The sequence below is a fragment of the Nocardia niigatensis NBRC 100131 genome (genome assembly GCF_000308655.1).
Taxonomy (GTDB): domain Bacteria; phylum Actinomycetota; class Actinomycetes; order Mycobacteriales; family Mycobacteriaceae; genus Nocardia; species Nocardia niigatensis.
The window spans coordinates 1-21,743 of sequence record NZ_BAGC01000013.1 but is presented as its reverse complement, the minus strand read 5'-3'; the positions used below and the strand labels follow the sequence as shown (position 1 = coordinate 21,743).

19 protein-coding genes and 2 tRNA genes are annotated in these 21,743 nt (G+C 69.6%); 8 read left to right on the top strand and 13 right to left on the bottom strand.

The window, feature by feature from the left end; translation table 11 throughout:
* Nucleotides 1-169: 169 nt before the first annotated feature.
* The 5 genes from thrB to argS are packed head-to-tail and all read right to left on the bottom strand — an operon-like array spanning nucleotide 170 to nucleotide 6,669.
* Entirely contained in the window at nucleotides 170-1,126 is a 957-nt protein-coding gene (gene thrB, locus ON33_RS05780; RefSeq protein WP_040856059.1) for a homoserine kinase, read from the bottom strand.
* Between the two features lie 25 nt (nucleotides 1,127-1,151).
* Entirely contained in the window at nucleotides 1,152-2,240 is a 1,089-nt protein-coding gene (gene thrC, locus ON33_RS05775; RefSeq protein WP_040856058.1) for a threonine synthase, read from the bottom strand.
* Entirely contained in the window at nucleotides 2,237-3,592 is a 1,356-nt protein-coding gene (locus ON33_RS05770; protein ID WP_083868624.1) for a homoserine dehydrogenase, read from the bottom strand. Before ON33_RS05770 ends, thrC begins: the two co-directional genes overlap by 4 nt.
* Nucleotides 3,589-5,010, bottom strand: a complete 1,422-nt coding sequence (lysA, locus tag ON33_RS05765) for a diaminopimelate decarboxylase (protein ID WP_040856053.1) — start codon at nucleotides 5,008-5,010, stop codon at nucleotides 3,589-3,591. The genes ON33_RS05770 and lysA overlap by 4 nt, the downstream gene beginning before the upstream one ends.
* Nucleotides 5,011-6,669 (bottom strand): arginine--tRNA ligase, encoded by a 1,659-nt coding sequence (gene argS, locus ON33_RS05760; RefSeq protein WP_040856051.1) that lies wholly within the window; start codon nucleotides 6,667-6,669, stop codon nucleotides 5,011-5,013.
* A 122-nt stretch (nucleotides 6,670-6,791) separates the two neighbouring features.
* On the opposite strand from argS, the gene ON33_RS05755 reads away from it, so the two are divergent.
* The 4 genes from ON33_RS05755 (at nucleotide 6,792) to ON33_RS05740 (ending at nucleotide 10,427) form a co-directional block, all read left to right on the top strand.
* Nucleotides 6,792-7,745: a thioredoxin-like domain-containing protein gene (locus ON33_RS05755; RefSeq protein ID WP_040856049.1), complete on the top strand. Its 954-nt coding sequence runs from the start codon at nucleotides 6,792-6,794 to the stop codon at nucleotides 7,743-7,745.
* Nucleotides 7,746-7,756: 11 nt separating this feature from the next.
* A complete protein-coding gene (locus ON33_RS05750) occupies nucleotides 7,757-8,470 on the top strand; it encodes a DUF305 domain-containing protein (RefSeq protein ID WP_040856113.1) in 714 nt (237 codons plus the stop codon).
* 123 nt (nucleotides 8,471-8,593) lie between these two features.
* A tRNA-Arg gene (locus tag ON33_RS05745) sits at nucleotides 8,594-8,669 on the top strand.
* A gap of 480 nt (nucleotides 8,670-9,149) precedes the next feature.
* Entirely contained in the window at nucleotides 9,150-10,427 is a 1,278-nt protein-coding gene (locus tag ON33_RS05740; protein WP_083868623.1) for an alpha/beta hydrolase family protein, read from the top strand.
* 3 nt (nucleotides 10,428-10,430) lie between these two features.
* Here ON33_RS05740 and ON33_RS05735 read toward each other — a convergent pair whose 3' ends face one another.
* The 6 genes from ON33_RS05735 to ON33_RS05710 form a co-directional block, all read right to left on the bottom strand.
* Nucleotides 10,431-11,030 carry a TIGR03086 family metal-binding protein gene (locus ON33_RS05735; RefSeq protein WP_040856046.1) on the bottom strand — a complete coding sequence of 200 codons (600 nt, stop codon included), beginning with the start codon at nucleotides 11,028-11,030 and terminating at the stop codon, nucleotides 10,431-10,433.
* Between the two features lie 9 nt (nucleotides 11,031-11,039).
* Nucleotides 11,040-12,365 (bottom strand): hypothetical protein, encoded by a 1,326-nt coding sequence (locus tag ON33_RS05730; protein ID WP_040856044.1) that lies wholly within the window; start codon nucleotides 12,363-12,365, stop codon nucleotides 11,040-11,042.
* A 204-nt stretch (nucleotides 12,366-12,569) separates the two neighbouring features.
* Complete coding sequence (locus ON33_RS05725; RefSeq protein ID WP_040856041.1) at nucleotides 12,570-12,923, bottom strand: hypothetical protein; 354 nt, start codon at nucleotides 12,921-12,923, stop codon at nucleotides 12,570-12,572.
* Between the two features lie 123 nt (nucleotides 12,924-13,046).
* On the bottom strand, nucleotides 13,047-14,165 hold the full coding sequence (locus ON33_RS05720) for an ABC transporter ATP-binding protein (protein WP_083868622.1): 1,119 nt from the start codon (nucleotides 14,163-14,165) through the stop codon (nucleotides 13,047-13,049).
* Nucleotides 14,162-15,709, bottom strand: a complete 1,548-nt coding sequence (locus ON33_RS05715; RefSeq protein ID WP_040856107.1) for an ABC transporter permease — start codon at nucleotides 15,707-15,709, stop codon at nucleotides 14,162-14,164. The genes ON33_RS05720 and ON33_RS05715 overlap by 4 nt, the downstream gene beginning before the upstream one ends.
* 44 nt (nucleotides 15,710-15,753) lie before the next feature.
* Nucleotides 15,754-16,776, bottom strand: a complete 1,023-nt coding sequence (locus tag ON33_RS05710) for an iron ABC transporter substrate-binding protein (protein ID WP_051151685.1) — start codon at nucleotides 16,774-16,776, stop codon at nucleotides 15,754-15,756.
* Between the two features lie 180 nt (nucleotides 16,777-16,956).
* Here ON33_RS05710 and ON33_RS05705 point away from each other — a divergent pair, with 180 nt between their 5' ends.
* A complete protein-coding gene (locus ON33_RS05705; RefSeq protein WP_157184418.1) occupies nucleotides 16,957-17,400 on the top strand; it encodes an Rv0361 family membrane protein in 444 nt (147 codons plus the stop codon).
* Nucleotides 17,401-17,407: 7 nt separating this feature from the next.
* Entirely contained in the window at nucleotides 17,408-18,814 is a 1,407-nt protein-coding gene (locus tag ON33_RS05700) for a metallophosphoesterase (RefSeq protein WP_040856039.1), read from the top strand.
* Between the two features lie 43 nt (nucleotides 18,815-18,857).
* Here ON33_RS05700 and ON33_RS05695 read toward each other — a convergent pair.
* A tRNA-Cys gene (locus ON33_RS05695) sits at nucleotides 18,858-18,932 on the bottom strand.
* Between the two features lie 128 nt (nucleotides 18,933-19,060).
* Here ON33_RS05695 and ON33_RS05690 point away from each other — a divergent pair.
* Both ON33_RS05690 and ON33_RS05685 read left to right on the top strand, forming a co-directional pair.
* A complete protein-coding gene (locus tag ON33_RS05690; protein ID WP_040856036.1) occupies nucleotides 19,061-19,603 on the top strand; it encodes a MarR family winged helix-turn-helix transcriptional regulator in 543 nt (180 codons plus the stop codon).
* A gap of 76 nt (nucleotides 19,604-19,679) precedes the next feature.
* Nucleotides 19,680-20,735: an Hsp70 family protein gene (locus ON33_RS05685; protein ID WP_040856033.1), complete on the top strand. Its 1,056-nt coding sequence runs from the start codon at nucleotides 19,680-19,682 to the stop codon at nucleotides 20,733-20,735.
* A gap of 157 nt (nucleotides 20,736-20,892) precedes the next feature.
* Here the strand turns inward: ON33_RS05685 and ON33_RS05680 are convergent, their stop codons facing one another.
* Entirely contained in the window at nucleotides 20,893-21,720 is an 828-nt protein-coding gene (locus ON33_RS05680; RefSeq protein ID WP_051151683.1) for an enoyl-CoA hydratase, read from the bottom strand.
* Nucleotides 21,721-21,743 lie beyond the last annotated feature (23 nt).

Sequence of the window (21,743 nt, the reverse complement as noted above, 5' to 3'; positions counted from 1 at the left end):
ATCATTCCAGTTGACTGGCTACCCCCAAGTTTCGAGCCTCAAGCCTCGAGCCTGAGCAAGGAGCCTCTGGAGCGATTTGCCCTGATGAAGCACCGGCGTCTGACGCGCACGATGTACGGACTCGCTCAGGATAGCTCCCACCTTTTGCATCGGCAAGGCAGGCGCGCTGTCAATCCACCGAGACGCCGCCGGCGATGCCCGGCTCGAGAACGCGCATGCCGTCCGCGACGGCGAGTTCGCGCAGTTCTTCGGGGAATTCGCTGGTCGCGAAGGCCAGCACGGTCGGGCCGGCGCCCGAGACGGTGGCCGCGATGCCCGCGGCACGCAACCGTTCCACCCATTTGGTGGTGAGCGGCAGCGCCGAGGCGCGGTAGCCCTGGTGTAGCCGGTCGGCCGTGGCGGGAAGCAGCAGGTCGGGCCGCTGCGTCAAGGCGACCACCGCGAGCGCGGACCGGCTGGCATTGAAAGCCGCGTCCGCGTGCGGCACCGTCTCCGGGAGCAGGCCGCGGGTGTGCGCGGTCGCCGAACGCTCCTCGGGAATGAGCACCACGGGCCGCAGCGAGGGATGCGGTTCCAGCCGCACCGCGCGGTACAGGCGCGCGTGATGCGCGTCGGCACTGCCGTTTTCGTCCGCCGAACGGTCGGTTTCGGTCCAGCACACCACGAATCCGCCCAGGATGCTGGCGGACGAATTATCCGGGTGGCCTTCGAATTCACCGGCCAGCTGGACCAGCACCTCGTCGCCGTAGGCCAGGTCAGGATCGAACTTCGCGGCCAGCCCACGCCCGGCGGCCAGTCCCCCGACCGCCGCCGAGGCCGACGAACCCATGCCTCGCGAATGCGGAATCACGTTGCGGCACACCACGTCCAGGCCGTCGGCCCACACACCCGCGGCCTGCAGGCCGCGCTCGATGGCCCGCACCACCAGATGCGAAGGGCCCCAGGGCACATCGTCGGCGCCCTCGCCCTCCACCCGGATGGTCAGCCCGGAGTCGGTGGTGGACACCGTGATCTCGTCGTACAGCCCCAAAGCGATTCCGAGGGAATCGAAACCCGGGCCCAGGTTGGCGCTGGACGCCGGAACCCGCACGGTGACGGAGATTCCGGCGGGCAGCGTCCGCGTCATGAGCTGAGCGTCGCGCGCAGTCAACTCAGGCCAGCTCGAGTTCGTGGGCCACGGCGACCGGGTCGACCGCGATCGGCGTGACCTCGGGCATGCCCTTGAGCGCGTTGTCCGGGTCCTTGAGGCCGTTGCCGGTCACCGTGCAGACCACGGTGAGGCCGGAATCCAGCCAGCCCTCGGCACGCGCGGCCAGCAGACCGGCGATCGACGCGGCGGAGGCGGGCTCCACGAAGACGCCCTCCTTGGCCGCGACCAGGTGATACGCGGCGAGGATCTCGTCATCGGTGGCCGCGCGGAAGGCGCCGCCCGACTCTTCCTTGGCCGCCACGGCCTGGTTCCAGGACGCCGGCGCACCGATCCGGATGGCGGTGGCGATGGTCTCCGGGTTCGCGACCGGGGCACCGTTGACCAGCGGCGCGGCGCCGGCGGCCTGCACGCCCAGCATGCGCGGGCGCGAGGCGGTGACGCCGTCGGCGTAGTACTCGCTGTAGCCCTTCCAGTACGCGGTGATGTTGCCCGCGTTGCCGACCGGCAGCGCGTGCACATCGGGCGCCTTGCCCAGCGCGTCCACGATCTCGAAGGCCGCGGTCTTCTGGCCCTCGATGCGAGCCGGGTTGACCGAGTTCACCAGGCCGACCTCGGGGAAGTCCGAGGTGACCTTGCGGGCCAGCTCGAGGCAGTCGTCGAAGTTGCCGTCCACCTGGATGATCTTGGCGCCCAGCATGACCGCCTGGGCCAGCTTGCCCATGGCGATCTTGCCCGACGGGATCAGCACCGCGCAGTGCAGACCGGCGCGGGTGGCGTACGCCGCCGCCGACGCCGAGGTGTTGCCGGTCGACGCGCACAGCACGGCGGTCTTGCCGGTGTACTTGGCGTCGGTCATGGCCATGGTCATGCCACGGTCCTTGAAGGAACCGGTCGGGTTCGCGCCCTCGACCTTGAGGTACACCTCGCAGCCCGTGAGCTCGGAGAGGTGGTGCGCGGGCACCAGCGGGGTACCGCCCTCGAAGAGAGTGACGGCCTTCCAGTCGGCGGGAATCGAGAGACGATCCCGATACGCGTCGATCAGCCCCGGCCACGGGGTGTGCACAGTCGCGGCCCGTGCAGTTGCACTCATTCCTCGGTGCCTTCCAATCTCAGAACACTGGTCACGGACGTGACGGAGTCCAGTTCGGCCAACGCGGCAACGGTATCCGCAAGCGCGGACTCCAGCGCGTGGTGGGTCACCACGACCAGGCGCGCACCCTCGTCGTGTCCCTCCTGGCGGACCGTCGAGATGCTCACACCGTGCTTGGCGAATTCACCCGCGACCGCTTCCAGCACACCGGTGCGATCGGCTACCTGCAGGTTCACGTGGTAGCGGGTCGGGGTGTCGCCGATCGAAGCGATCGGCAGCTCAGCATAGACCGATTCGCCCGGAGCGCGGCCACCGAAGAACTTGTTGCGCGCCGCCATCACCAGATCGCCCATGACGGCCGACGCGGTGGGAGCGCCGCCCGCGCCCTGACCGTAGAACATCAGGCGGCCGGCGTTCTCGGCCTCCACGACCACGGCGTTGAACGCGCCGTTGACCGAGGCCAGCGGGTGCTTGCGCGGGATGAGGGCCGGGTAGACGCGCACGGAGACCTTGTCCTTGCCGTCCTCGTCGGTGACGCGCTCGGCCATGGCCAGCAGCTTCACCGTGCAGCCCACGGCCGCCGCGGTCTCCAGATCCTCGGCGGTGATCTTGGAGATGCCCTCGCGGTAGACGTCGCCCGAGGTGACGCGGGTGTGGAAGGCGACCGACGCCAGGATCGCGGCCTTGGCGGCCGCGTCGTAGCCCTCGACATCGGCGGTCGGGTCTGCCTCGGCGTAGCCCAGGCGGGTGGCCTCGGCCAGCACGTCGGCGTAGTTCGCGCCGGTCTCGGCCATGGCCGACAGGATGAAGTTGGTGGTGCCGTTCACGATGCCGACCACGCGGTTGACCCGGTCACCGGACAGCGACTGGATGAGCGGGCGGATCACCGGGATGGCGCCGGCGACGGCGGCCTCGAAGTACAGGTCGGCGCGGTGGTTCTCGGCGGCGGCGGCCAGCTCGCCGGTGTAGTCGGCGAGCAGCGCCTTGTTGGCGGTGACGACCGACTTGCCGGCGTTGAGGGCGGCGGCGATGAGGGCGCGGGCCGGGTCGATGCCGCCCATGACCTCGACGACGATGTCGACATCGTCACGGGTGACCAGGGATTCGGCATCGGCGGTGAGCAGCTCGGCGGGCACGCCGCGGTCCTTGCTCAGATCGCGCACCGCGACACCGCGCAGCACGACGGGCGCGCCCACCCGGTTGCACAGGTCGTCGGCGTGGTCGCGAATGATGCGGACCACCTCGGTGCCGACCGTGCCCATGCCGAGGACGGCGACGCCGATGGGGTGATCCTGTCCCCACACGCCATTCTTGCTGGAACCAATTTCACGGCTCGCCGTGGACCCGGTCATGCCTTCACCTCCAAGCTGAGTAGGTCCTCCACCGTTTCACGGCGAAGGATCAAGCGCGCCTTGCCGTCTCGCACAGCGACCACCGCGGGCCGGGTGAGCAAGTTGTAGCGGCTCGACATCGAGTAGCAGTACGCGCCGGTCGCGGCCACCGCCACCAGGTCGCCGGGGCCCACATCGGCCGGGAGCCAGGTATCGCGGATGACGATATCCCCACTCTCGCAATGCTTTCCGACCACGCGAGCCACCACCGGACCGGCCTCGCTGGAGCGCGAGACCAGGCGGCAGTCGTACTCGGCCTGGTACAGGGCCGGACGGATGTTGTCGCTCATGCCGCCGTCGACGCTCACATAGCGTCGGCGATTACCGCCGTCGAGCACAACATCTTTGATGGTGCCGACCTCGTAGAGGGTGACGGTGCCGGGTCCGGCGATGGCACGGCCCGGCTCGACCGCGATGGTCGGCACCGGCAGCCCGGCCCGCTCGGCCTCCTCGGCCACGATGCGGCGCAGGTTGGCGGCGAAGCCGTCCAGGGCCGGCGGATCCTCGTGTGGAAGGTACGAAATGCCCAGGCCGCCACCGAGATCCAGCACCCGCATCTGTTCGGCGCGTTCCATGCCGAACTTGTCGGCGACCTCGCGCAGCAGGCCCAGCATGCGGCGGGTGGAGATCTCGAAGCCGTCGATCTCGAAGATCTGCGAGCCGATGTGCGAGTGCAGGCCGACCAGGCGCAGATTGTCGGACTCGAAGACCCGGGCGATGGCCTGCATGGCGTCGCCGCCGGCGATGGAGAAGCCGAACTTCTGGTCCTCGTGCGCGGTCGAGATGTACTCGTGGGTGTGGGCCTCCACGCCGACGGTGACGCGGACGAGCACGTCCACCACCTTGCCGGCCCGCTTGGCCACGGCCTTGAGCCGCTCGATCTCGATCAGCGAGTCGACGACCACGTCGCCGACGCCCGCCGCGACCGCCATCTCCAGCTCGGGCACCGATTTGTTGTTGCCGTGCAGGGCGATCCGCTCGGCCGGGAAGCCGGCGTGCAGCGCCACCGACAGCTCGCCGCCGGAGCACACGTCCAGGTGCAGGCCCTCGTCGCGGATCCAGCGGGCGACCTCGCCGCACAGGAACGCCTTGGAGGCGTAGTGGACTCGCGCGCCGTCACCGAAGGCGCGGACCATGTCCCGGCAGCGGGAGCGGAAGTCGTCCTCGTCGATCACGAACAGCGGGGTGCCGTACTCGGCGGCCAGCTCGTGCACCGGCACACCGGCCAGCCGCACGACCCCGTCCGCGTCACGAGAGGCGTTGCGCGGCCAGACATTCGCGGGCAGCTCGATCATCTGCGCCGGGGCGCTGGGCCGCTCGGCGAGCGTCGGCGCGTGCGGGATGTCCGCGTGGCGGGGTCCGGCGGGGTGGGCACTCATCTACATACGCTCCGGTGCACTGACGCCTAGCAGGCCGAGGCCGTTGGCGAGAACCTGACGGGTGGCTTTGACCAGCTCGAGGCGAGCGGCATTGAGCGGGGTGACCACATCGTCGCCCTGCGGTATGACGCGCAGCGTCTTGTCGGACTGGAAGGGGTGATAGGCCCCGGCCAGCTCCTCGAGGTACCGCACCACGCGGTGCGGCTCCCGCATCTCGGCGGCGGTGGCCACCACGCGCGGGTACTCGCCCAGGGTGCGGATGAGCGCGCCCTCGCGGTCGTCGGTCAGCAGCGCGAAATCCGGTGTGACGGAGGCGTAGTCGAACGCGGCCGCGTTGCCGAGGATCTGGTTGGTGCGGGCGTGCGCGTACTGCACGTAGTAGACCGGGTTCTCGCTGTCCTGGCGGGTCCACAGGTCCAGGTCGATGTCGATGCTGGAGTTCACCGAGGAGCGCACCAGCGAGTAGCGGGCCGCGTCCACGCCGATCTGCTCGACCAGGTCGTCGAGGGTGACGACGGTGCCCGCGCGCTTCGACATGCGAACGGCGGCACCGTCTTTCACCAGGTTCACCATCTGGCCGATGAGCACCTCGACGGTGTCCGGGTTGTCGCCGAACGCGGCCGCGGCGGCCTTGAGGCGGCCGATGTAGCCGTGGTGGTCCGCGCCCAGCATGTAGATGCACAGATCGAAGCCGCGGGAGCGCTTGTTCTGGAAGTAGGCGATGTCACCGCCGATATAGGCGGACTTGCCGTCGCTCTTGATGACGACGCGGTCCTTGTCGTCGCCGTACTCGGTGGAGGCGATCCACCAGGCGCCGTCCTTCTCGTACAGCTTGCCGGACGCCTTCAGCGTCTCGATGGCCTGCTCGACCGCGCCGGAGGCGAACAGCGAGCTCTCGTTGAAATACACGTCGAAGTCGGTGCCGAAGTCGTGCAGCGTCTTCTTGATGTGCGCGAACATGAGCTCGACGCCCTCGCGGCGGAACAGCTCGTGCCGCTCGGTCTCCGGGAGTTCCAGCACACCCGGGTTGGCCTTGACGACCGTGTCGGCGATCTCGTTGATGTACGCGCCCGCGTAGCCATCCTCGGGGGTCGGCTGTCCCAGCGCGGCGGCCACCAGCGAATTGGCGAAGCGGTCGATCTGCGCGCCGTGGTCGTTGAAGTAGTACTCGCGGGTGACGTCCGCGCCCTGGCTCGCCAGAATCCGGCCCAGCGCGTCGCCGACCGAGGCCCAGCGGGTGCCGCCCAGGTGGATCGGGCCCGTCGGGTTGGCGGAGACGAATTCGAGGTTGATCTTCGTGCCCACGAGCGCGTCCGCGGTGCCGAACTTCGCGCCGGCCTCGAGGATCTTCTCCACGATCGCGCCCTGCGCGGCCTTGGCCAGGCGGATGTTCAAAAAGCCAGGTCCCGCGACCTCCGCGGCGTCGATGCCCTCGGCCTCCGACAGCGCCGCGGCCAGCAGCGTTGCGAAATCGCGGGGGCTCATTCCCGCCTTCTTACCTACCTGCATGGCCACATTCGTGGCATAGTCACCGTGCTCGGGGTTGCGGGGACGCTCCACCTTGACCTCGTCGGGCAGGATCGCAGGGTCTGATCCGCGTTCGACAAGTACCTTCGCCGCGGTAGCACGAAGGAGATCTGCAAGGTCAGCTGGAGTCACGAGTCACTATCCTATGGTCTGAGCAGGTGAACGCCGCGAGCGGGCACCACCGGGCAGGTGCCCAGCAAACGATGCGGCCGCGTCGTTTGATTGTCCGACACGTCGAAAAGAGCACAACAAGCATGCCGAGCAAGACCAGTGCCAAGTCGGCCAAGGCCATCAAGGCCGCGGGCAAGTCAGCCGGATCGTCCAGGAAGGGCGGTGGCGGCGGCCTGGGCGGTAAGCGTCAGATTCCGTGGCTCATGATCGGGGCCGTGGTCTGCATCCTCGCGCTCATCGGCGGCATCGCCTGGGTGCTGGTGCCCAAGATCCAGGACAAGCAGGAGCAGGACAAGTACACGCCGTCCGCGCAGAAGAAGGATCCCTCGGATCAGATTCCGGGCGTGGTGAAGAAGGACTACGCGGCGGGCATGCACGTCGCGGCCACTCAGCGCGTGAACTACGACCAGTCCCCACCCTTCGGCGGCCCGCACGACGGCTCGTGGGCGGCCTGCACCGGTGTGGTGTACGCCAAGGCGATCCGCACCGAGAACGCGGTGCACTCGCTCGAGCACGGCGCGGTGTGGATCACCTACAACCCGGACAAGGTCGATCAGGCGGCCATCGACGCCCTGAAGTCGAAGGTCAAGGGCAAGCCCTACAGCCTGATGTCGCCGTATCCGGGCCTGGACACCCCGATCTCACTGCAGTCGTGGGGCCACCAGCTGAAGCTGAACAGCCCCGACGACAAGCGCGTGGGCGAGTTCATCACCGCGCTGCGCCTGAACCAGTACGCCTACCCGGAGGTCGGCGCGGACTGCGCGAACCCGACCTTCAATGTCGACAACCCGCCGGCCTTCGACCCGACCGCGCCCGGCCCCGACGCCGTGCCGATGGACGGCAAGGGCCTGCAGCAGGATTCGAGCGAGCTGGGCGGCGGCAGCATTCCGGGCATGCCCGCCGGCGGTATCCCGGGCCTGCCGAACGGCGTGCCGGGTCTGCCCACCGGTAGCCCGAGCCTGCCCGGCGGCATCCCATCCATCCCGGCCCCGACCGACGGCCCGACGCAGCCGGATCAGCCGGCTCCGACGCAGTAGTGCCGCCGTTCATGTCCGACATCCCAGACCGCAGCTCCGAGCCCGATCCCGCCGCCGAACCGGTGCCGCAAACGCGCCGCAATCAGCGGTCGGCCCTGATGGCCATCGGGGTGGTCGCGGTACTCCTCATCGGTTTCATGGCCGGGCTGCTGGTGGGCAATGCCATGCACCACGGCCCGGAGACCCCGGGCGCGGTGGACGTCGGCTTCTCCCAGGACATGTCGGTGCACCACGCCCAGGCGGTCCAGATGTCGGGCGTCGCGCTGTCCGGCACCACGGACCCGGCGGTGAAGCGCCTGGCCTACGACATCCTCACTACTCAGGCCAATCAGGCCGGCCGCATGCAGGGCTGGCTGCAGCAGTGGGACAAGCCGCTCATCTCCCCCGACGGCTACATGGGCTGGATGACCGATATGTCCACGCATCAGCACTCGGGCACCGCCATGCACTCGGGCGCGGTGCAGGCCATGCCCGGTATGGCGTCGGATCAGGAGATGGCCGCCCTGGGCCAGGCCACCGGTCCGGCCCTGGACGCGCTGTTCCTGCAGCTCATGCTGCGCCACCACCAGGGCGGCATGCCGATGATCGAGTACGCCGCCCAGCGCGCGGACACCGACGCGGTGCGCTCGCTGGCCGAGAGCATGGCCAAGACCCAGAAGAGCGAGGCCGATCTGATGACCCAGATGCTGGCCGAGCGCAAGGTCACACCGCTGCCGCTGAACTGAGAAAGCTCCGTCACGAACCCGGACCGGGCATAGAAACGCCCGGTCCGGGTTTGTTTTTGGCGCAGCGCGACCGATGCGATACGCTTTCCCAGCCCGACCGGGAGACCGGACGGGACCATCCCCGCCCTCGTAGCTCAGGGGATAGAGCGTCTGCCTCCGGAGCAGAAGGCCGCAGGTTCGAATCCTGCCGAGGGCACCACAGCAAGGCCTCGACCATGAATCACGGTCGGGGCCTTGCTCGTTGACGGGGGTGTCGGGCACGATCCGGCGCGGGGCGACTGACTTTTCGTGCCATCGTGGCCGATCAGTATTCCGATTCGAGGGTTCGGGGGCAAAGGTAGGAGTTGCGCATCGCGGTGTCCGGTTGTGCAGGAGGCAGCCGGACACCGCGACCGCGTTTTTCGGACCGATGCCACGCCAGGTACACGGTATCGGTTGGGACGCTGACGGTTTCGGACCGCGCGGGGTGCGGCCCAACTCGATGCCGGGCGGTCGGGCCACGTTTTCGGGGCCATGGCAGCGATCACCGGAATCAGGTGGAGTGCGGGGAGCGGGACGCGGCCGGAGGGCTCGGCGCGAATGGTGGTGAAGACGCCGCCGGTCACGCCGCCGACTCATTCGCAGTGCGAGCGGCCCCGCTTGCCATCTGAAACAAGAACAGGCCGGTATGTTCTGACAGGTGTCGGACAACGAGAGCGCCCGTGCAGAACAGCCGCAGCGTCGCGTCTCACGCCGGCTCGCCGGGGGATTCAGCATGGTCCTGACGGCCGCCATCGCGGGCCTGAGCCTGGCCGCGCCGGTCACCGCCGCCCCGATCGCCCCGGAGGAGACGAACCTCGCCTCGTTCTACTTCCCGGCCGGGGACCGGGTCCCGGGCACCCCTGGTTCGGTCATCCAATTGCGGCCGCTCACAGGCGATCCCGCCCTCGCGGGGGCACGCAACTACCTGGTGCTGTACCGCTCGGTCGACATGGCGGGCAACCCGGTCGCGGTGTCGGGCACGCTCGCGGTCCCGGACAGCACCGCGCCGCCCGGCGGCTGGCCGCTCATCTCATGGGCGCACGGCACCACCGGCGTCGCCGAGGTCTGCGCGCCCTCCCAGGACACCTCCCCCGAGTTCCCCGCCCACGACTACACCTCGCTGGTGCGCCGCCTGCAGGAACGCTGGATCGCGGCCGGGTACGCCGTCGCCCAGACCGACTATCAGGGGCTGGGCACGCCCGGCCCGCACGGCTACCTGATCGGCACCGCGGAACAGCGCGCCGTCACCGATATGGCCAGGGCCGCACGGGAAGTCGACCCGGACATCGGGGTCCGCTGGGTGGCGATGGGGCACTCCCAGGGCGGTCAGGCCGCCATCTTCACCGACGCCGAGGCCCAGCGGTGGGCCCCGGCGTTGCAGCTACTCGGTTCGGTGGCGCTCGCGCCGGCCTCCCATCAGGGCCTCGGGCTGCAGGCCTCGCAGCTGGCCACCAGCGCGGGCGTGGCGGGTGCGCTGGCCCCGCTCACCGGCGGGGCGGTGTCGTTCCTGCCCTTGCTCATTCGCGGCGCGCAGACGGTATCGGCGCTGGATCCGGCCCGATTCCTCACGCCCCGTGCACAATCCATGCTCTCGCTCGCCGACAGCGGATGCATCGGCCGGCTGCGGCAACCGGATTCGTGGGGCGGACTCACCGCCGACGACGTCTTCACCCGCGACGGCGACCTCTCCGCGCTGACCCGGGTGCTGAACGAGAACGATCCCAGCGCACTGTCTTTCACGCAGCCGCTGCTGGTGCTGCAGGGCCGCGCCGACACCACGGTGCCGGCGCCGGCCACGGACGCCATGGTGGTGCAGCAGCTCGCGGGCGGGCGGCCGGTGCAGTACCTGAACTATGCCGGCGCGGACCACCGCGGCGTGCTCGACGCGTCGTTCAATGACGCGCTGGCCTGGGTGAATGCCCGGTTCGGCCGGTAGCGGTCAGGCCGCGGGCGTCCAGCCCGGATCGCGGCCGAACCACGCGGCCAGCCGGTCGTAGGCGGGCGCGTCGGCGGCGATCGGCACCTCGTGCCCGAAAGCCTTTCCGGGACCGCGGTATTCCGGCTTCAGCATCTGCTTGGACCAGGCCAGGCCGTGCTCGGCGAGTTCGGGATCCAGGGTGCGGCCCTGACCGGTGGCGCGGGTGAGATCCCAGGCGTGCATGGCGAATTCGGTGATCTGCTGATCGGCGCGACCACGCAGCGGGGACTCCCCGCCCATGCCTGGCACCAGCCGGTCCGGATCGGCGGCGCGCCACGTCTCGAGGAGCGGCTGCGCGCCGGCGCGGAACTCGGCGGACCAGTCCGCGCCGACCGGGTCGTGCGGCGCACCCCAGTCCGGCATGTCGCCGCGGGCGGCGATGGTGAAGTCGCGCAGGATCTGGCCCACGAGATGGTCCAGCAGCCGGCGCACGTGCCAGTTCTCGCACGGCGTCGGCAGCGCTGCCTGGTCGGGGGTGATCGCGGCGATGACATCGCCCATCTGGGCGACGGCCCGCTCCAGGAGTTCGATCGTGGGGTCCACCGGTGACGTGTCGGCCATGCGGCCAGACTAGCCCTGTGACAAGACGTTCCGCGCCGCATCGGGCACGGCGATCACCCGTGGCGCGGCCTGCGGGGAGCGGATCCGCCACAGCAGGTACAGCCCGGCCGCGCAGCCGACGGTGATCACCAGGGCGACCAGGCCCGGAACGGCCGAGACCGCGCCGCTCGGATCCCGGTACCAGCGCGGTGAGTAGGCGACCCGGCCGAAGGCACTGCCCCGCAGCGCCACCACCAGGCACGGCACCACCAGCACCGCGAGCGCCACCACGACGCTGCCCGCGGTCTTCGGGACCGCCGCGCCGAAGCAGAAGCCGATGGCCAGCGCGGTGAGGATCACCCCGACCACCGGGATCAGCGGGTACTCGTGCGCTAAACCGGCGGTGCCGGCCGCGAAGACGGCCAGTCCGGCGGTCGCGGCCAGCGCGATCCAGGGCGAACGCCACCGGCGTCCCGCCGCCAGCCCCGCCACCACGGCCAGCACCGGGAACGGCGCGGTCCAATCCGGCCGGGGCACCGCGATGATCGCGCTGCCCGCGCCCGCCACCGCGACCGTCAGGAGCACCAGGGTGCCCTCGCGTCCGGGCAGCAGCAGCGCCGCGACCATGGCCGCGCAGATCGTGATGGCCGCGGCCGCCCCGATCTGCACGAGCGTGCCCGCGTGCCGCACGAACCATTCCGCGGACAGTGTGGTCGCGGTGATCAGCACCAGCGCGGACAGGATCGGGCCGATCGCCAGATCGGTGTTCACCTCCTCGCCCGCGGGTTCCGGCCGCTGCACGACGATCCCCGCGACGAGCAGCGCACCGGCCAGCACGAACAGCCACGCCGGTGGAGTTCCGGCGGAAGCCCAGGAGATGAGCGGATTGCCGTGGCCGACGGGCAGCGAGGTCTGGTCGCCGATCAGGATCGCGGACAGCGCCCCGATCAGGTACGCGCCCGTCGCGACGGGTTTACCGAAGACCGCGACCGCGAGCGCGCCGAGCAGGATGCCGCTGAAGATGGCGTCGATGTAGTTGGCGGTGGTCAGATTGCCCGTGGTCGCGGCGTCCCGGTTCCACAACTGGTCCACCAGCAGCACCACCATGCTGCCGCCCGACACGATCCAGGCGGTCTTCCGGCCGAGCGCGACCACCAGCGCCGCCGACACCACCGCGAACGCCGCGCCGGCGGCGGCCGCGCGCGGCATGTTCAGGACCAGCAGGTCCAGCTGCAGCACCGGGCCTTCGGAGGTCCAGCCGAGATCGAGGGGGGCCGTGAGCAGCAGACCGGCCACCGCTGCGGCCAGCAGGGCGGCCAGGGCTTCGATCGGGACCGCGTAGCGTCGGAGCGTCATAGGCGCTGTCATGTCCGGCGGGTGTGCCAACGCGAATCTCGCGCCCATCTCGTCACCTACTCCCTCGGTGATGCGACGCTTTCCGCGTTACAGCAATAACGAGCAGCTATCCCTCGCGAGATTAACAGCTGCGGTGTATGCGAATCCCGAGATGTGGAGGCGGTCACAGTTCACGCGCGGGCCGGGAGCGGGTCCGCGACACCGTCATGCGCAGCGGAAACGGAAGTTGGCGACCGGGGTGACGCCGGGCGCCGAGGTGACCTGGACGGCCTGATCGCCGTCCAGCGCGCAGCCGATAGGGGTGCTGACCTGAACTCGGTAGCAGCCGAGCGCGCCGGTGTAGACCGCGGTGCCGTCGGCGCCGGTGGTGAGGCTCGCCACGTTCGCGCCGCCGCCGCAGGGCGCGATGTCGGCGGCCACGCCGGCCATGGGGAACTGCTCGGGTCCGAAGACCGCCTGCACCTTCAGCGCCGGATCGGCCGGCGGCTCCGCGGCGGCGAGCGGGGTCAGGGCGCACGCGGCGGCGAGGACGGATGTGACGAGCGGCGTGCGGCGCACCGGGTCTCCTTCGGGATTGGCTGAGGCGGTTCGCCTCAGCGACCGACGATTCGGCCTCCGCGCCACTATAGGTACTCCCCGGTCGGATCGGTCACATTCCGGACGACCGGAGGCGCCGATCGGTCAGACCGCGGCGGCCGCGTCGGACAGGCTCACGGCGACCTCGCCGGGCGACCGACCGGCGGCGGCGCACTGCTCGGCGGTGAAAGCGACTGCCGCGCCGAGGACTTCGAGCTCGACCCGGTCGCCGACCGCGGGGGCGTCCACGCTCACCCGGCGCACGTGGATGAGCTCGGGGCAGCCGTCGAGGTCGAGGGTGAGCATGACGTCCGCGCCGCGGAATTCGAGGGCGCGCACGGTGGCGCAGCCGGTGTGGCCGGCGGCGGCCGCGCGGGCGAGCAGCTGTTCGGGCCGCATCATGACCGCGCCCGCCCCGGTCGGGGCGTTCACCTGCACGGGGATGCGGCCGAGCACGGTCTCGGCGGTCTCGGCGCCGATGGTGGCGTCGAGAAGCACTGTGTCGCCGAGGAATCCGGCGGTGAACAGGTCCGCGGGGGCCGCGTACACCTGTTCCGGCGTGCCGACCTGGGTGAACCGGCCCGAGCACATGACCGCGACCTGATCGGCGAAGGACAGCGCCTCCTCCTGGTCGTGGGTGACGAGAATGCTGGTCATGCCCGCGGCGCGCAGGGTCTCGGCGACGGCCTGCCGGGTGGCGGCGCGCAGTCCGGTGTCCAGGGCGCTGAAGGGTTCGTCGAGCAGCATGAGGGCGGGCTTGCGAGCCATGGCGCGGGCCAGCGCGACCCGCTGCTGCTGTCCGCCGGAGAGCTGATGGGGCCGCCGGTCCGCGAAGGACGCGTCGAGCGAGACCATGTCGAGCAGTTCGGCGACCTGCTGCCGGTGCTTGCGCCGCGCGCCGGGGCCGCCGCCGAGCCCGTAGGCGATGTTCTGCCCCACGGTCAGGTGCGGGAACAGCGCCCCGTCCTGGGCCACGTAGCCGATCCGGCGGCGGTGAGCCGGCACCGAGAAGCCCTGGCGGGTAATGGTTTCCCCGCCGACGGACACCGATCCGGCGTCCGGGTTCTCGAATCCGGCGATCACCCGCAGCAGCGTGGTCTTGCCGCATCCGGAGGATCCGACCACCGCGGTGGCGGTGCCGTCGGCGACGTCGAGGCTGATGCCGTCGAGCACCGGCGTCTGCCCGAAGGTCTTGCGAACCTGGTCTACGACAAGACGACTCACAGTCCCGCCGCCTTCCTGGATTGGGTGAACAGCAGATAGGTGACCGGCACCGAGACGACGATCATGATCAGCGCGTACGGCGCCGCCGCCGCGTAGTCCAGTTCGCCCGACAGCTGCCAGAACTGCATGGCGAGGGTGGTGGTGCCGTTGGGGGCCAGCAGCAGGGTGGCGGTGAGTTCGGTGGCCACCGCCACGAACACCATGGCCGCCGCCGCGGCCGCCGCGGGCGCGGTGAGCCGCAGGGTGACGCGGAAGAAGGTGGCGGCCGGGGACTTTCCGAGCACCTGCGAGGCCTCCTCCAGCCCGACGGGCACCTGGGCCAGTCCGGCGCGCACGCTCACCAGGGCGCGCGGCAGGAACATGAGCGTGTAGGCGGCCAGGATGGTCGCGGCCGTCTGGTAGAGGGCCGGCAACCAGCGGATCGACACGGTCACCAGGGCGAGTGCGATCACGATCCCCGGCAGCGAACTGGTGATGTAGTTGGCGCCCTCGATGATCCGCGCGAACCGCGAGGTGGAGCGGACCGCGACCCAGGCGACAGGAAAGGCGCACAGGGTGGTCACGACCGCGGCGGTGGCGGCCAAACCGAGGGTCTGGCCGAGGGATTCACCGATGCCGGTGGTGTTCCAGACGGCCGACCCGCCGATCTTCAGCCATCGGCCGATGGTCCACAGCGGCACGCCCAGCGTCGCCGCCAGCGCGGCGGCCAGCACGAGGAACAGGGGAATCTTGGTCAGGCCCAGGCGAATCCGGTTGGCGGATCGCTGCGCGCCGCCGCCGATCCGGGCGTAGCGGGCCCGGCCGCGCACCGTGGCTTCGCCGGCCAGCAGCACCAGGCACAGCACCACGAGTACGCCCGAGAGCGTGCTGCCCGCCGCGCCCGCGAAACTCGACTGGTACTGCTGGAAGATGGCGGTGGTGAAGGTGTCGAACCGGATCATGGCGAAGGCGCCGTACTCGGCCAGCAGGTGCAGTGAGATCAGCAGTCCGCCACCGAGAATCGCGAGTCGCAGCTGCGGCATGACGACGCGCGCGAACACGGCGACCGGCCCGGAGCCGAGGGCCCGGGCCGATTCCTCCACGGCGGGATCCAGCCGCCGCAGGGTGGCGGCCGCCGGGAGGTAGACCAGCGGGAAGTAGGAGACGGTCGAGACGAGTACACCCGCCCAGAGTCCGTGCAGCGAGGGGATGGCGCTGACCCAGCCGTAGCTGTTGACGAAGGCCGGAACCGCCAGGGGCGCCGCGAAGATCGGGCCCCACCAGGCCGCGCCGGGCACGTCGGTGCGTTCCACGATCCAGGCCAGGCCGATGCCCAGCGCCACGCAGATCGGCACGGTCAGCACCACCAGTTCGGCGGTGTTGCGCAGCAATTCGGCCACGCGCGGGCGGAACACGAGCTGCGCGGTGTCGTGCCAGCCGGTCGAGACGAGCGTGGACACGATGTACCCGAGCGGCACGAAGGTGGCCGCCACCATGAGCAGGGCGGCGACCGTGACGAGCGACCCGGGCCGGATGACCGAAGCCCGGGAAGCCCTGCTGGGCAGGTCCTTCCCGGCCCGGTTGGGTACAGCGGTCCGAACAGCCACGGTTAGAGCAGGCCCGCCTCGGTCATGAGCTGGGTGACCTTCTTGGCGTCCAGCTTGCTCGGGTCGATCTTGGGCGCGTCGAGCGAGGCCAGCGGCGGCAGCGCCGGGTTGGCCGCGACGTCCGAGGCCACCGGGTATTCCATGGAGTCACCGTCGTGCAGGACCTGCTGGCCCTTCTTGGAGGTGATGAACTCGAGGAACTTCTGGGCGTTGGCCTGCTTCTTGCTCGATTTCAGCACGCCGCCACCGGAAATGGAGACGAAGGCGCCCGGGTCCTGGTTCTTGAAGTAGAACAGCTGGGTGTTGCCGCTGTTCTCCTTGGTCTTGGCCTGGTCGCGGTACCAGTAGTAGTGGTAGATCACGCCGCCGTCGAACTGGCCGCTGTTGGTGCCCTTCATGACGGTGGTGTTGTTCTGCGAGGTGACCGCGTTGTCCTTCATGCCCTTCAGCCACGCTTTGGTGGCCTCCTCGCCCTTCTGGGCGAGCAGGGCGGCCACGATGGCCTGGAAATCGGCGCCGGAGGGGGCGGCGCTCCAGCGGCCCTTCCACTGCGGCTGCTGCAGGTCGAGCAGCGACTTGGGCAGCTGGTCGGCCGGGAGCTTGGCGGTGTTGTAGACGAAAACGGTGGAGCGCGCGGCGATTCCGGTCCACTTGCCGGTGGAGGGGCGGAACTGCTCGGGGACCTGCGCGAGGGTGTTCTGGTCGACGTCGGAGAACAGGCCGGCGTTCTCGACCAGCGCCATGGCCGGGGAGTTCTCGGTGAGGAAGACGTCGGCGGGCGAGTTCTTGCCCTCGGCGACGATCTGGTTGCCCAGGTCGGTGTCGCCGCCGTTGCGAATGGTCACCTTGACGCCGGTGTCCTTGGTGAACGCGTCGATCCACTCCTTGGTGAGGGATTCGTGTTGCGCGTTGTAGACCAGGATCTCGTTGTCGTCCTTGGACGAACCGGTGCAGGCGGTGGTCGCGCCCAGCACCGCGATCGCCGCCAGTGCACCGGACACCAGTTTCCATCGAGCCGCCGTCATGACCGTCCTTTCCTCTGCCCAGCCTCATGTTCCCGGAGATCCAGGAAACAACCTCTGAGGTTTGCCTAACCAACGTACCGTCCCACGTCACGGGTTCAAATGCCACCCCACCAATCGACACGGAATCGCTGTAGTCTGCGTGCGTTCCAACCGAAGATCGGCCGGAGTCGAAGGATCTCGATGAGCTTGCAGCGGCGTACCCCCTTGACCATCGGACTCGGCGTCGCCGCCGTGGTACTCGTGGGAGGTGGCATCGCCACCGCGGTGACGTTGAACGGCAAGGACTCCGGAACCAGCGACGACAAGCGGGTCGAGACCGCGGTGCGCGACTTCTACGACACGCTCGGCACCGGCGGCGCCTCGCAGGCCGTCGGCAAGACCTGCGCCGGCGATCGCGCCCAGTACGACGCGCTGCCCGAGGCCAACAAGAAAGCCATGGACCAGGGCAAGATCGCCATGAAGGTCGATTCGGTGCAGGGCATCGTCATCACCGGCGACCACGCCACCGCGACCACCTTCGGCATCCTCACCCTGCCCGGCGCCCCCGACAGCAAGCGCTCCACCAACGAACACCTGCGCAAGGAAGACGGCGTATGGAAGGTCTGCTCCACCGACGCGAAGTAGGACCGTCATGAGCTGCTGCGGGCCGAATCGACGACAGGTCCTGGGCCTGCTGGCAGCGGCCGCGGCGGTACCGATGTTCGGGCCGGGAACGGCTCGGGCACAGGCGGGTTCGCTGGTGGTGACCGATCTCGAGGTGGTCACCGTTACCGAGCAGTCGGCCGTGTTCACCTGGACGACGCTGGGCCCGGACGCGGCCGGCGATCCCGTTCCCGTCGAGACCGACAGCGAGGTGTGGCTGGGTCCCGCGGACGGATCCGGACTCCGGCAGGTCTTCGGCGCCGCGCAGCCGACCGCCTACCACTACGCGGAGGTCACCGGCCTGGAACCCGGGCGCGCCTATCGATTCGAGGCCCGCTCGCAGGGTATCCCGGCCGCGCCCGCGCCGAATGTGGCCACGCGCGTGCCGAATACGCCGGAATCGCAAGGCGTCTTCACCACGCTGGTGCCGCCGCCGGGGCGGCTGCTGCGAACCCTGGCCCTGTCCAACGATATTCACTACGGCGAGGAGGTCAGCGGGCTCATCGCCGCCGGTCTGCCGCCCGGCCTGCGTCAGGAGCCCGGTCTCGCACCGTACCCCGAGGTCATGCTGACCGCTCTGCTCGACGATATGCACCGTCCCGACCGGGCCGTCGACCATCTGCTGCTGGCCGGTGACCTCACCGCCGAGGCCACCCCGGACCAGGTGCGCGGCGTCCACACCCACCTCGCGAACTGGGGTGCGCCGGGCCGGGACTGGTTCGCGGCCCGCGGCAACCACGACCGCCCGCACCTGGGCGCGGACTACGCGGACTGCACCCCGTACCTCGACCATTACGACTGCTGGGGCGATTCCTTCACCGTCAGACAGCAATTGGCGGCCCACGAGGTCGGCGAGTTGCGCCTGATCGCCCTGGACACCACCCAGCTCGACGCAGCCGGCGGCACCCTGGACCGCTCCCAGCTCGACGAGCTGCGGGACCGGCTCATCGCCGACCCGGACCGCCCCACACTCGTTTTCGGCCACCACCCGGTCACCACCGAGTCCGGCTGGTCCAATCTGGCCGGACCGGGCTTCATCCTCGATGCCGCGAATGCGGCCGAGCTGCAGTCGATCTACCGGTCGGCCCCCGGCGTCTTCCTGCATCACGCCGGGCACACCCACCGGAACCGCCGCACCCGGCCCGATCTGCCCATTCCAGTGGAATTCCTGGAAGTCGCGGCGGCCAAGGAGTATCCGGGCGGCTACACACTGCTGCGTCTCTTCGAGGGCGGCTACCTGGTGAACTTCTACAAGACCCGCACCGAGGGCGCGCGGCGCTGGAGCACGCGCTCGCGCGGTGAATACTTCGGCCTGCTGCCCGAATACACCCTGGGCACGATCGCCGACCGCAATTTCGCGGTATCGCGCGATCTCACCGGCGTGACCGCGCTCTGATGCGGAGAACGCCTCCCGTGCGGGCACGGGAGGCGTTCTCCGATGGAGCGACCGACGGGACTCGAACCCGTGTGACAGGCTTTGCAGGCCTGCTCCTGACCAACTCGGACACAGCCGCGGGGCGTGTTCGATAATGCGGCGAATCGGGCCTGCGGCCGAGGTTTTGAATCACCGTGATTCCTATGCGACCCGGCGGATCGGCTCGGCGCTGCGACCTACGGGTTCGCGACGTGCGATGATCGGGACATGTCCCGACCACGTCCGCTGCCGCTCGATCCGATCGAGGAGGCGCATCGTCAGTGGATCGAGCACGGCTGGGGCGACGTGGCCGACGGGATGGCGGCGGTGACGTCGCTGGTGCGGGCCCAGCAGATCGTGATGGCGCGGGTGGACGAAGCCCTGCGGCCGTCCGGTTTGACCTTCTCCCGGTATGAGTTACTGATGTTGCTGAGTTTCAGCAAAACCGGCGCGCTCCCGATGGCGGTGGCCAGCGCCCGTCTGCAGGTGCATCCCACCTCCGTCACCAACACCGTGGACCGGCTGGAAGCGGCCCATTTGGTGAAGCGCGTGCCACATCCCAGTGACCGGCGGGCGACGCTCATCGAAATCACCGATGCCGGAAGAGAATTGGTGGCCAAGGCCACCACCGAGCTGAACCGGCGGGTTTTCGCCGAGGCCGGGCTGCCGCCGGAACGATTGCATCTACTGCTGCAATTGCTGGCGGAGTTCCGGCAGAGCGCCGGCGACTTCGACCCGGGTAGCTCGCCGACACGATGGGCCGGTCAGTAACCGCTCAGCGACTCGGCAGCCAATTTCCTGCGTCATAGTCTTGGATTCGGCCCGCAAAAGGTTCACCATTGAGGCCATGGTGCTGGTCCTCGGGGTGTCGGCGGGCAGTGCTGGCGCACGTGCCATGCTCACCCATTCCGACCAGCCACACCTGCCCCCCATCGACCGCTGCAAGGTGCCGCGCCGCGCCGGTGGCGAGCGCATGGAGGAGACGGTCTTCGAAGCCATTCAGCAGATGCGGAAGTCGGCCGCCGAGCGCGACGAGTTCATCACCGGGATCGCCGTGACCTGCCGGAGCACCACGCAGGCCGAGGCCATTCGCACCGCCGCGGGCCGCAATCGCCTCACCGTCATCGACGAGCCGGTGGCTCAGCTGCGGTACCTGCGATTCACCCGGAAGCTACCCACCGAGGGTTCGGTCCTGCTCTACGACCTCGGCGCGTCGGGACTGACCCTCACCCAGATCGACTGCCGAACCGATGCCGTCCTCGCCACCAAGCGCAGCACCGTTCTGGGCGGTGACGGCCACGATGCCCTGCTGCGCTGGCTGCTCACCCGGGGTGGGGTGACCGTGGATCTGGCCACCACGCGCCGGCAGAAGGAGGCGCTGGCCTCCGAACGCGTTCTGGCCGTCTGCGATCCGATCACCGGGCAGCGTGCCGTGGTGACCCGCAGTGATTTCGCCGAACTCGTCGAAGCGGGCATTCATCACTCGGCGTCCTTCGTCCGCCACATGATCGACGAGACCGGCATCCAGCCCACCGGTATGGCCCTGCTGGGCGGCTGCACCCGCAACAAGAGCATCCGGGACGAGTTGAAGCTGCAGCTGGGCTATCCGCTCATCTACGATCCCGAGCCCGACTTCGTCTCCACCCGCGGCGCGGTGCTGCTGGCCGCCGAACGCCCGTCGGCGCGCAGTATCCGCAGCGTCCACCGGCCTCCGGCCGCCACTACCCACGAGCCGCCGCCCCCCTCCCCCGTCTCCCGCCGCAAACTCGTTGCGGCCGTGGCGGTTACCGCCACCCTGGGCGGCACCATCGTCGGCGCGCTGGCCATGAACCGCGAAGGCGCCGATCACACCGACGGCAAACCTCCCACCGTCGAGGTTGTAGGCCCGCCCAAACACGGCTGACAGACTCCGAACCGCACGCCCGCTCTCCACGGCCGGTACCCCGCGCCGATGGCGCCTGGGCCACGAGGCGCGCCGGGCAATGCCCGTCCGCTCTCGTCAACGTGCCCCGCTGCCATCCGGCAGCGGGGCACGAGAGCGACGAGAGTAGTTGTCGCGCTTATTTGTTGGTGAAGTTCGCGGGGCGCTTCTCGACGAAGGCGGTCATGCCTTCCTTCTGATCCTCGGTCGCGAAGAGCGAGTGGAAGACCCGGCGCTCGAAGCGCACGCCCTCGGCGAGGGTGGTCTCGAAGACGCGGTCGACAGCTTCCTTCGCGATCATGACCGACGGCAGCGACATGGACGCGATGGTCTCGGCGACCTCCATGGCGGTGGCGACCAGCTCGGCGGCCGGGACGATGCGGGAGACCAGGCCCGCGCGCTCGGCCTCCTCGGCGTCCATATTGCGGCCGGTGAGGATGAGGTCCATGGCCTTGGCCTTGCCGACAGCGCGGGTGAGGCGCTGGGAGCCGCCCATGCCGGGGATGACGCCGAGCTTGATCTCGGGCTGCCCGAACTTGGCGGTGTCGGCGGCGAGCAGGATGTCGCACATCATGGCGAGTTCGCAGCCGCCGCCGAGGGCGTAGCCGGCGACCGCGGCGATGATGGGCTTACGGAACGCGACCAGTCGGTCCCAACCGGCGAAGTGGTCGGTCAGGTACATGTCCATGTAGGACTTGGTCTGCATCTCCTTGATGTCCGCGCCGGCCGCGAAGGCTCGATCGGACCCGGTCAGCACGACCGCGCCGACCTCGTCGTCGTTCTCCAGCTCGTCCAGCGCCGCCGAGATGTCGGTCAGGACCTGCGAGTTCAGCGCGTTCAGGGCCTTCGGCCGGTTCAGCGTGATAAGGGCAACGCGCCCCTTGCGCTCCAGCAGAATGGTCTCGAAGTCCGGCCCGCCCGTCGCCCCGCCGCCGCCCCCAACGGAATCGCTGCGCGATACGGTCATTTGCTCTCCCCTTCAGATCGCTT

Excerpts from the sequence above, each read along its gene's own strand:
- thrB (WP_040856059.1), bottom strand. The coding sequence starts at position 1,126 with ATGACGCGGACGCTGCCCGCCGGAATCTCCGTCACCGTGCGGGTTCCG.
- thrC (WP_040856058.1), bottom strand. The coding sequence starts at position 2,240 with ATGAGTGCAACTGCACGGGCCGCGACTGTGCACACCCCGTGGCCGGGG.
- ON33_RS05770 (WP_083868624.1), bottom strand. The coding sequence starts at position 3,592 with ATGACCGGGTCCACGGCGAGCCGTGAAATTGGTTCCAGCAAGAATGGC.
- lysA (WP_040856053.1), bottom strand. The coding sequence starts at position 5,010 with ATGAGTGCCCACCCCGCCGGACCCCGCCACGCGGACATCCCGCACGCG.
- ON33_RS05755 (WP_040856049.1), top strand. The coding sequence starts at position 6,792 with ATGCCGAGCAAGACCAGTGCCAAGTCGGCCAAGGCCATCAAGGCCGCG.
- ON33_RS05750 (WP_040856113.1), top strand. The coding sequence starts at position 7,757 with ATGTCCGACATCCCAGACCGCAGCTCCGAGCCCGATCCCGCCGCCGAA.
- ON33_RS05735 (WP_040856046.1), bottom strand. The coding sequence starts at position 11,030 with ATGGCCGACACGTCACCGGTGGACCCCACGATCGAACTCCTGGAGCGG.
- ON33_RS05730 (WP_040856044.1), bottom strand. The coding sequence starts at position 12,365 with ATGACGCTCCGACGCTACGCGGTCCCGATCGAAGCCCTGGCCGCCCTG.
- ON33_RS05710 (WP_051151685.1), bottom strand. The coding sequence starts at position 16,776 with ATGACGGCGGCTCGATGGAAACTGGTGTCCGGTGCACTGGCGGCGATC.
- ON33_RS05705 (WP_157184418.1), top strand. The coding sequence starts at position 16,957 with ATGAGCTTGCAGCGGCGTACCCCCTTGACCATCGGACTCGGCGTCGCC.
- ON33_RS05700 (WP_040856039.1), top strand. The coding sequence starts at position 17,408 with ATGAGCTGCTGCGGGCCGAATCGACGACAGGTCCTGGGCCTGCTGGCA.
- ON33_RS05690 (WP_040856036.1), top strand. The coding sequence starts at position 19,061 with ATGTCCCGACCACGTCCGCTGCCGCTCGATCCGATCGAGGAGGCGCAT.
- ON33_RS05685 (WP_040856033.1), top strand. The coding sequence starts at position 19,680 with ATGGTGCTGGTCCTCGGGGTGTCGGCGGGCAGTGCTGGCGCACGTGCC.
- ON33_RS05680 (WP_051151683.1), bottom strand. The coding sequence starts at position 21,720 with ATGACCGTATCGCGCAGCGATTCCGTTGGGGGCGGCGGCGGGGCGACG.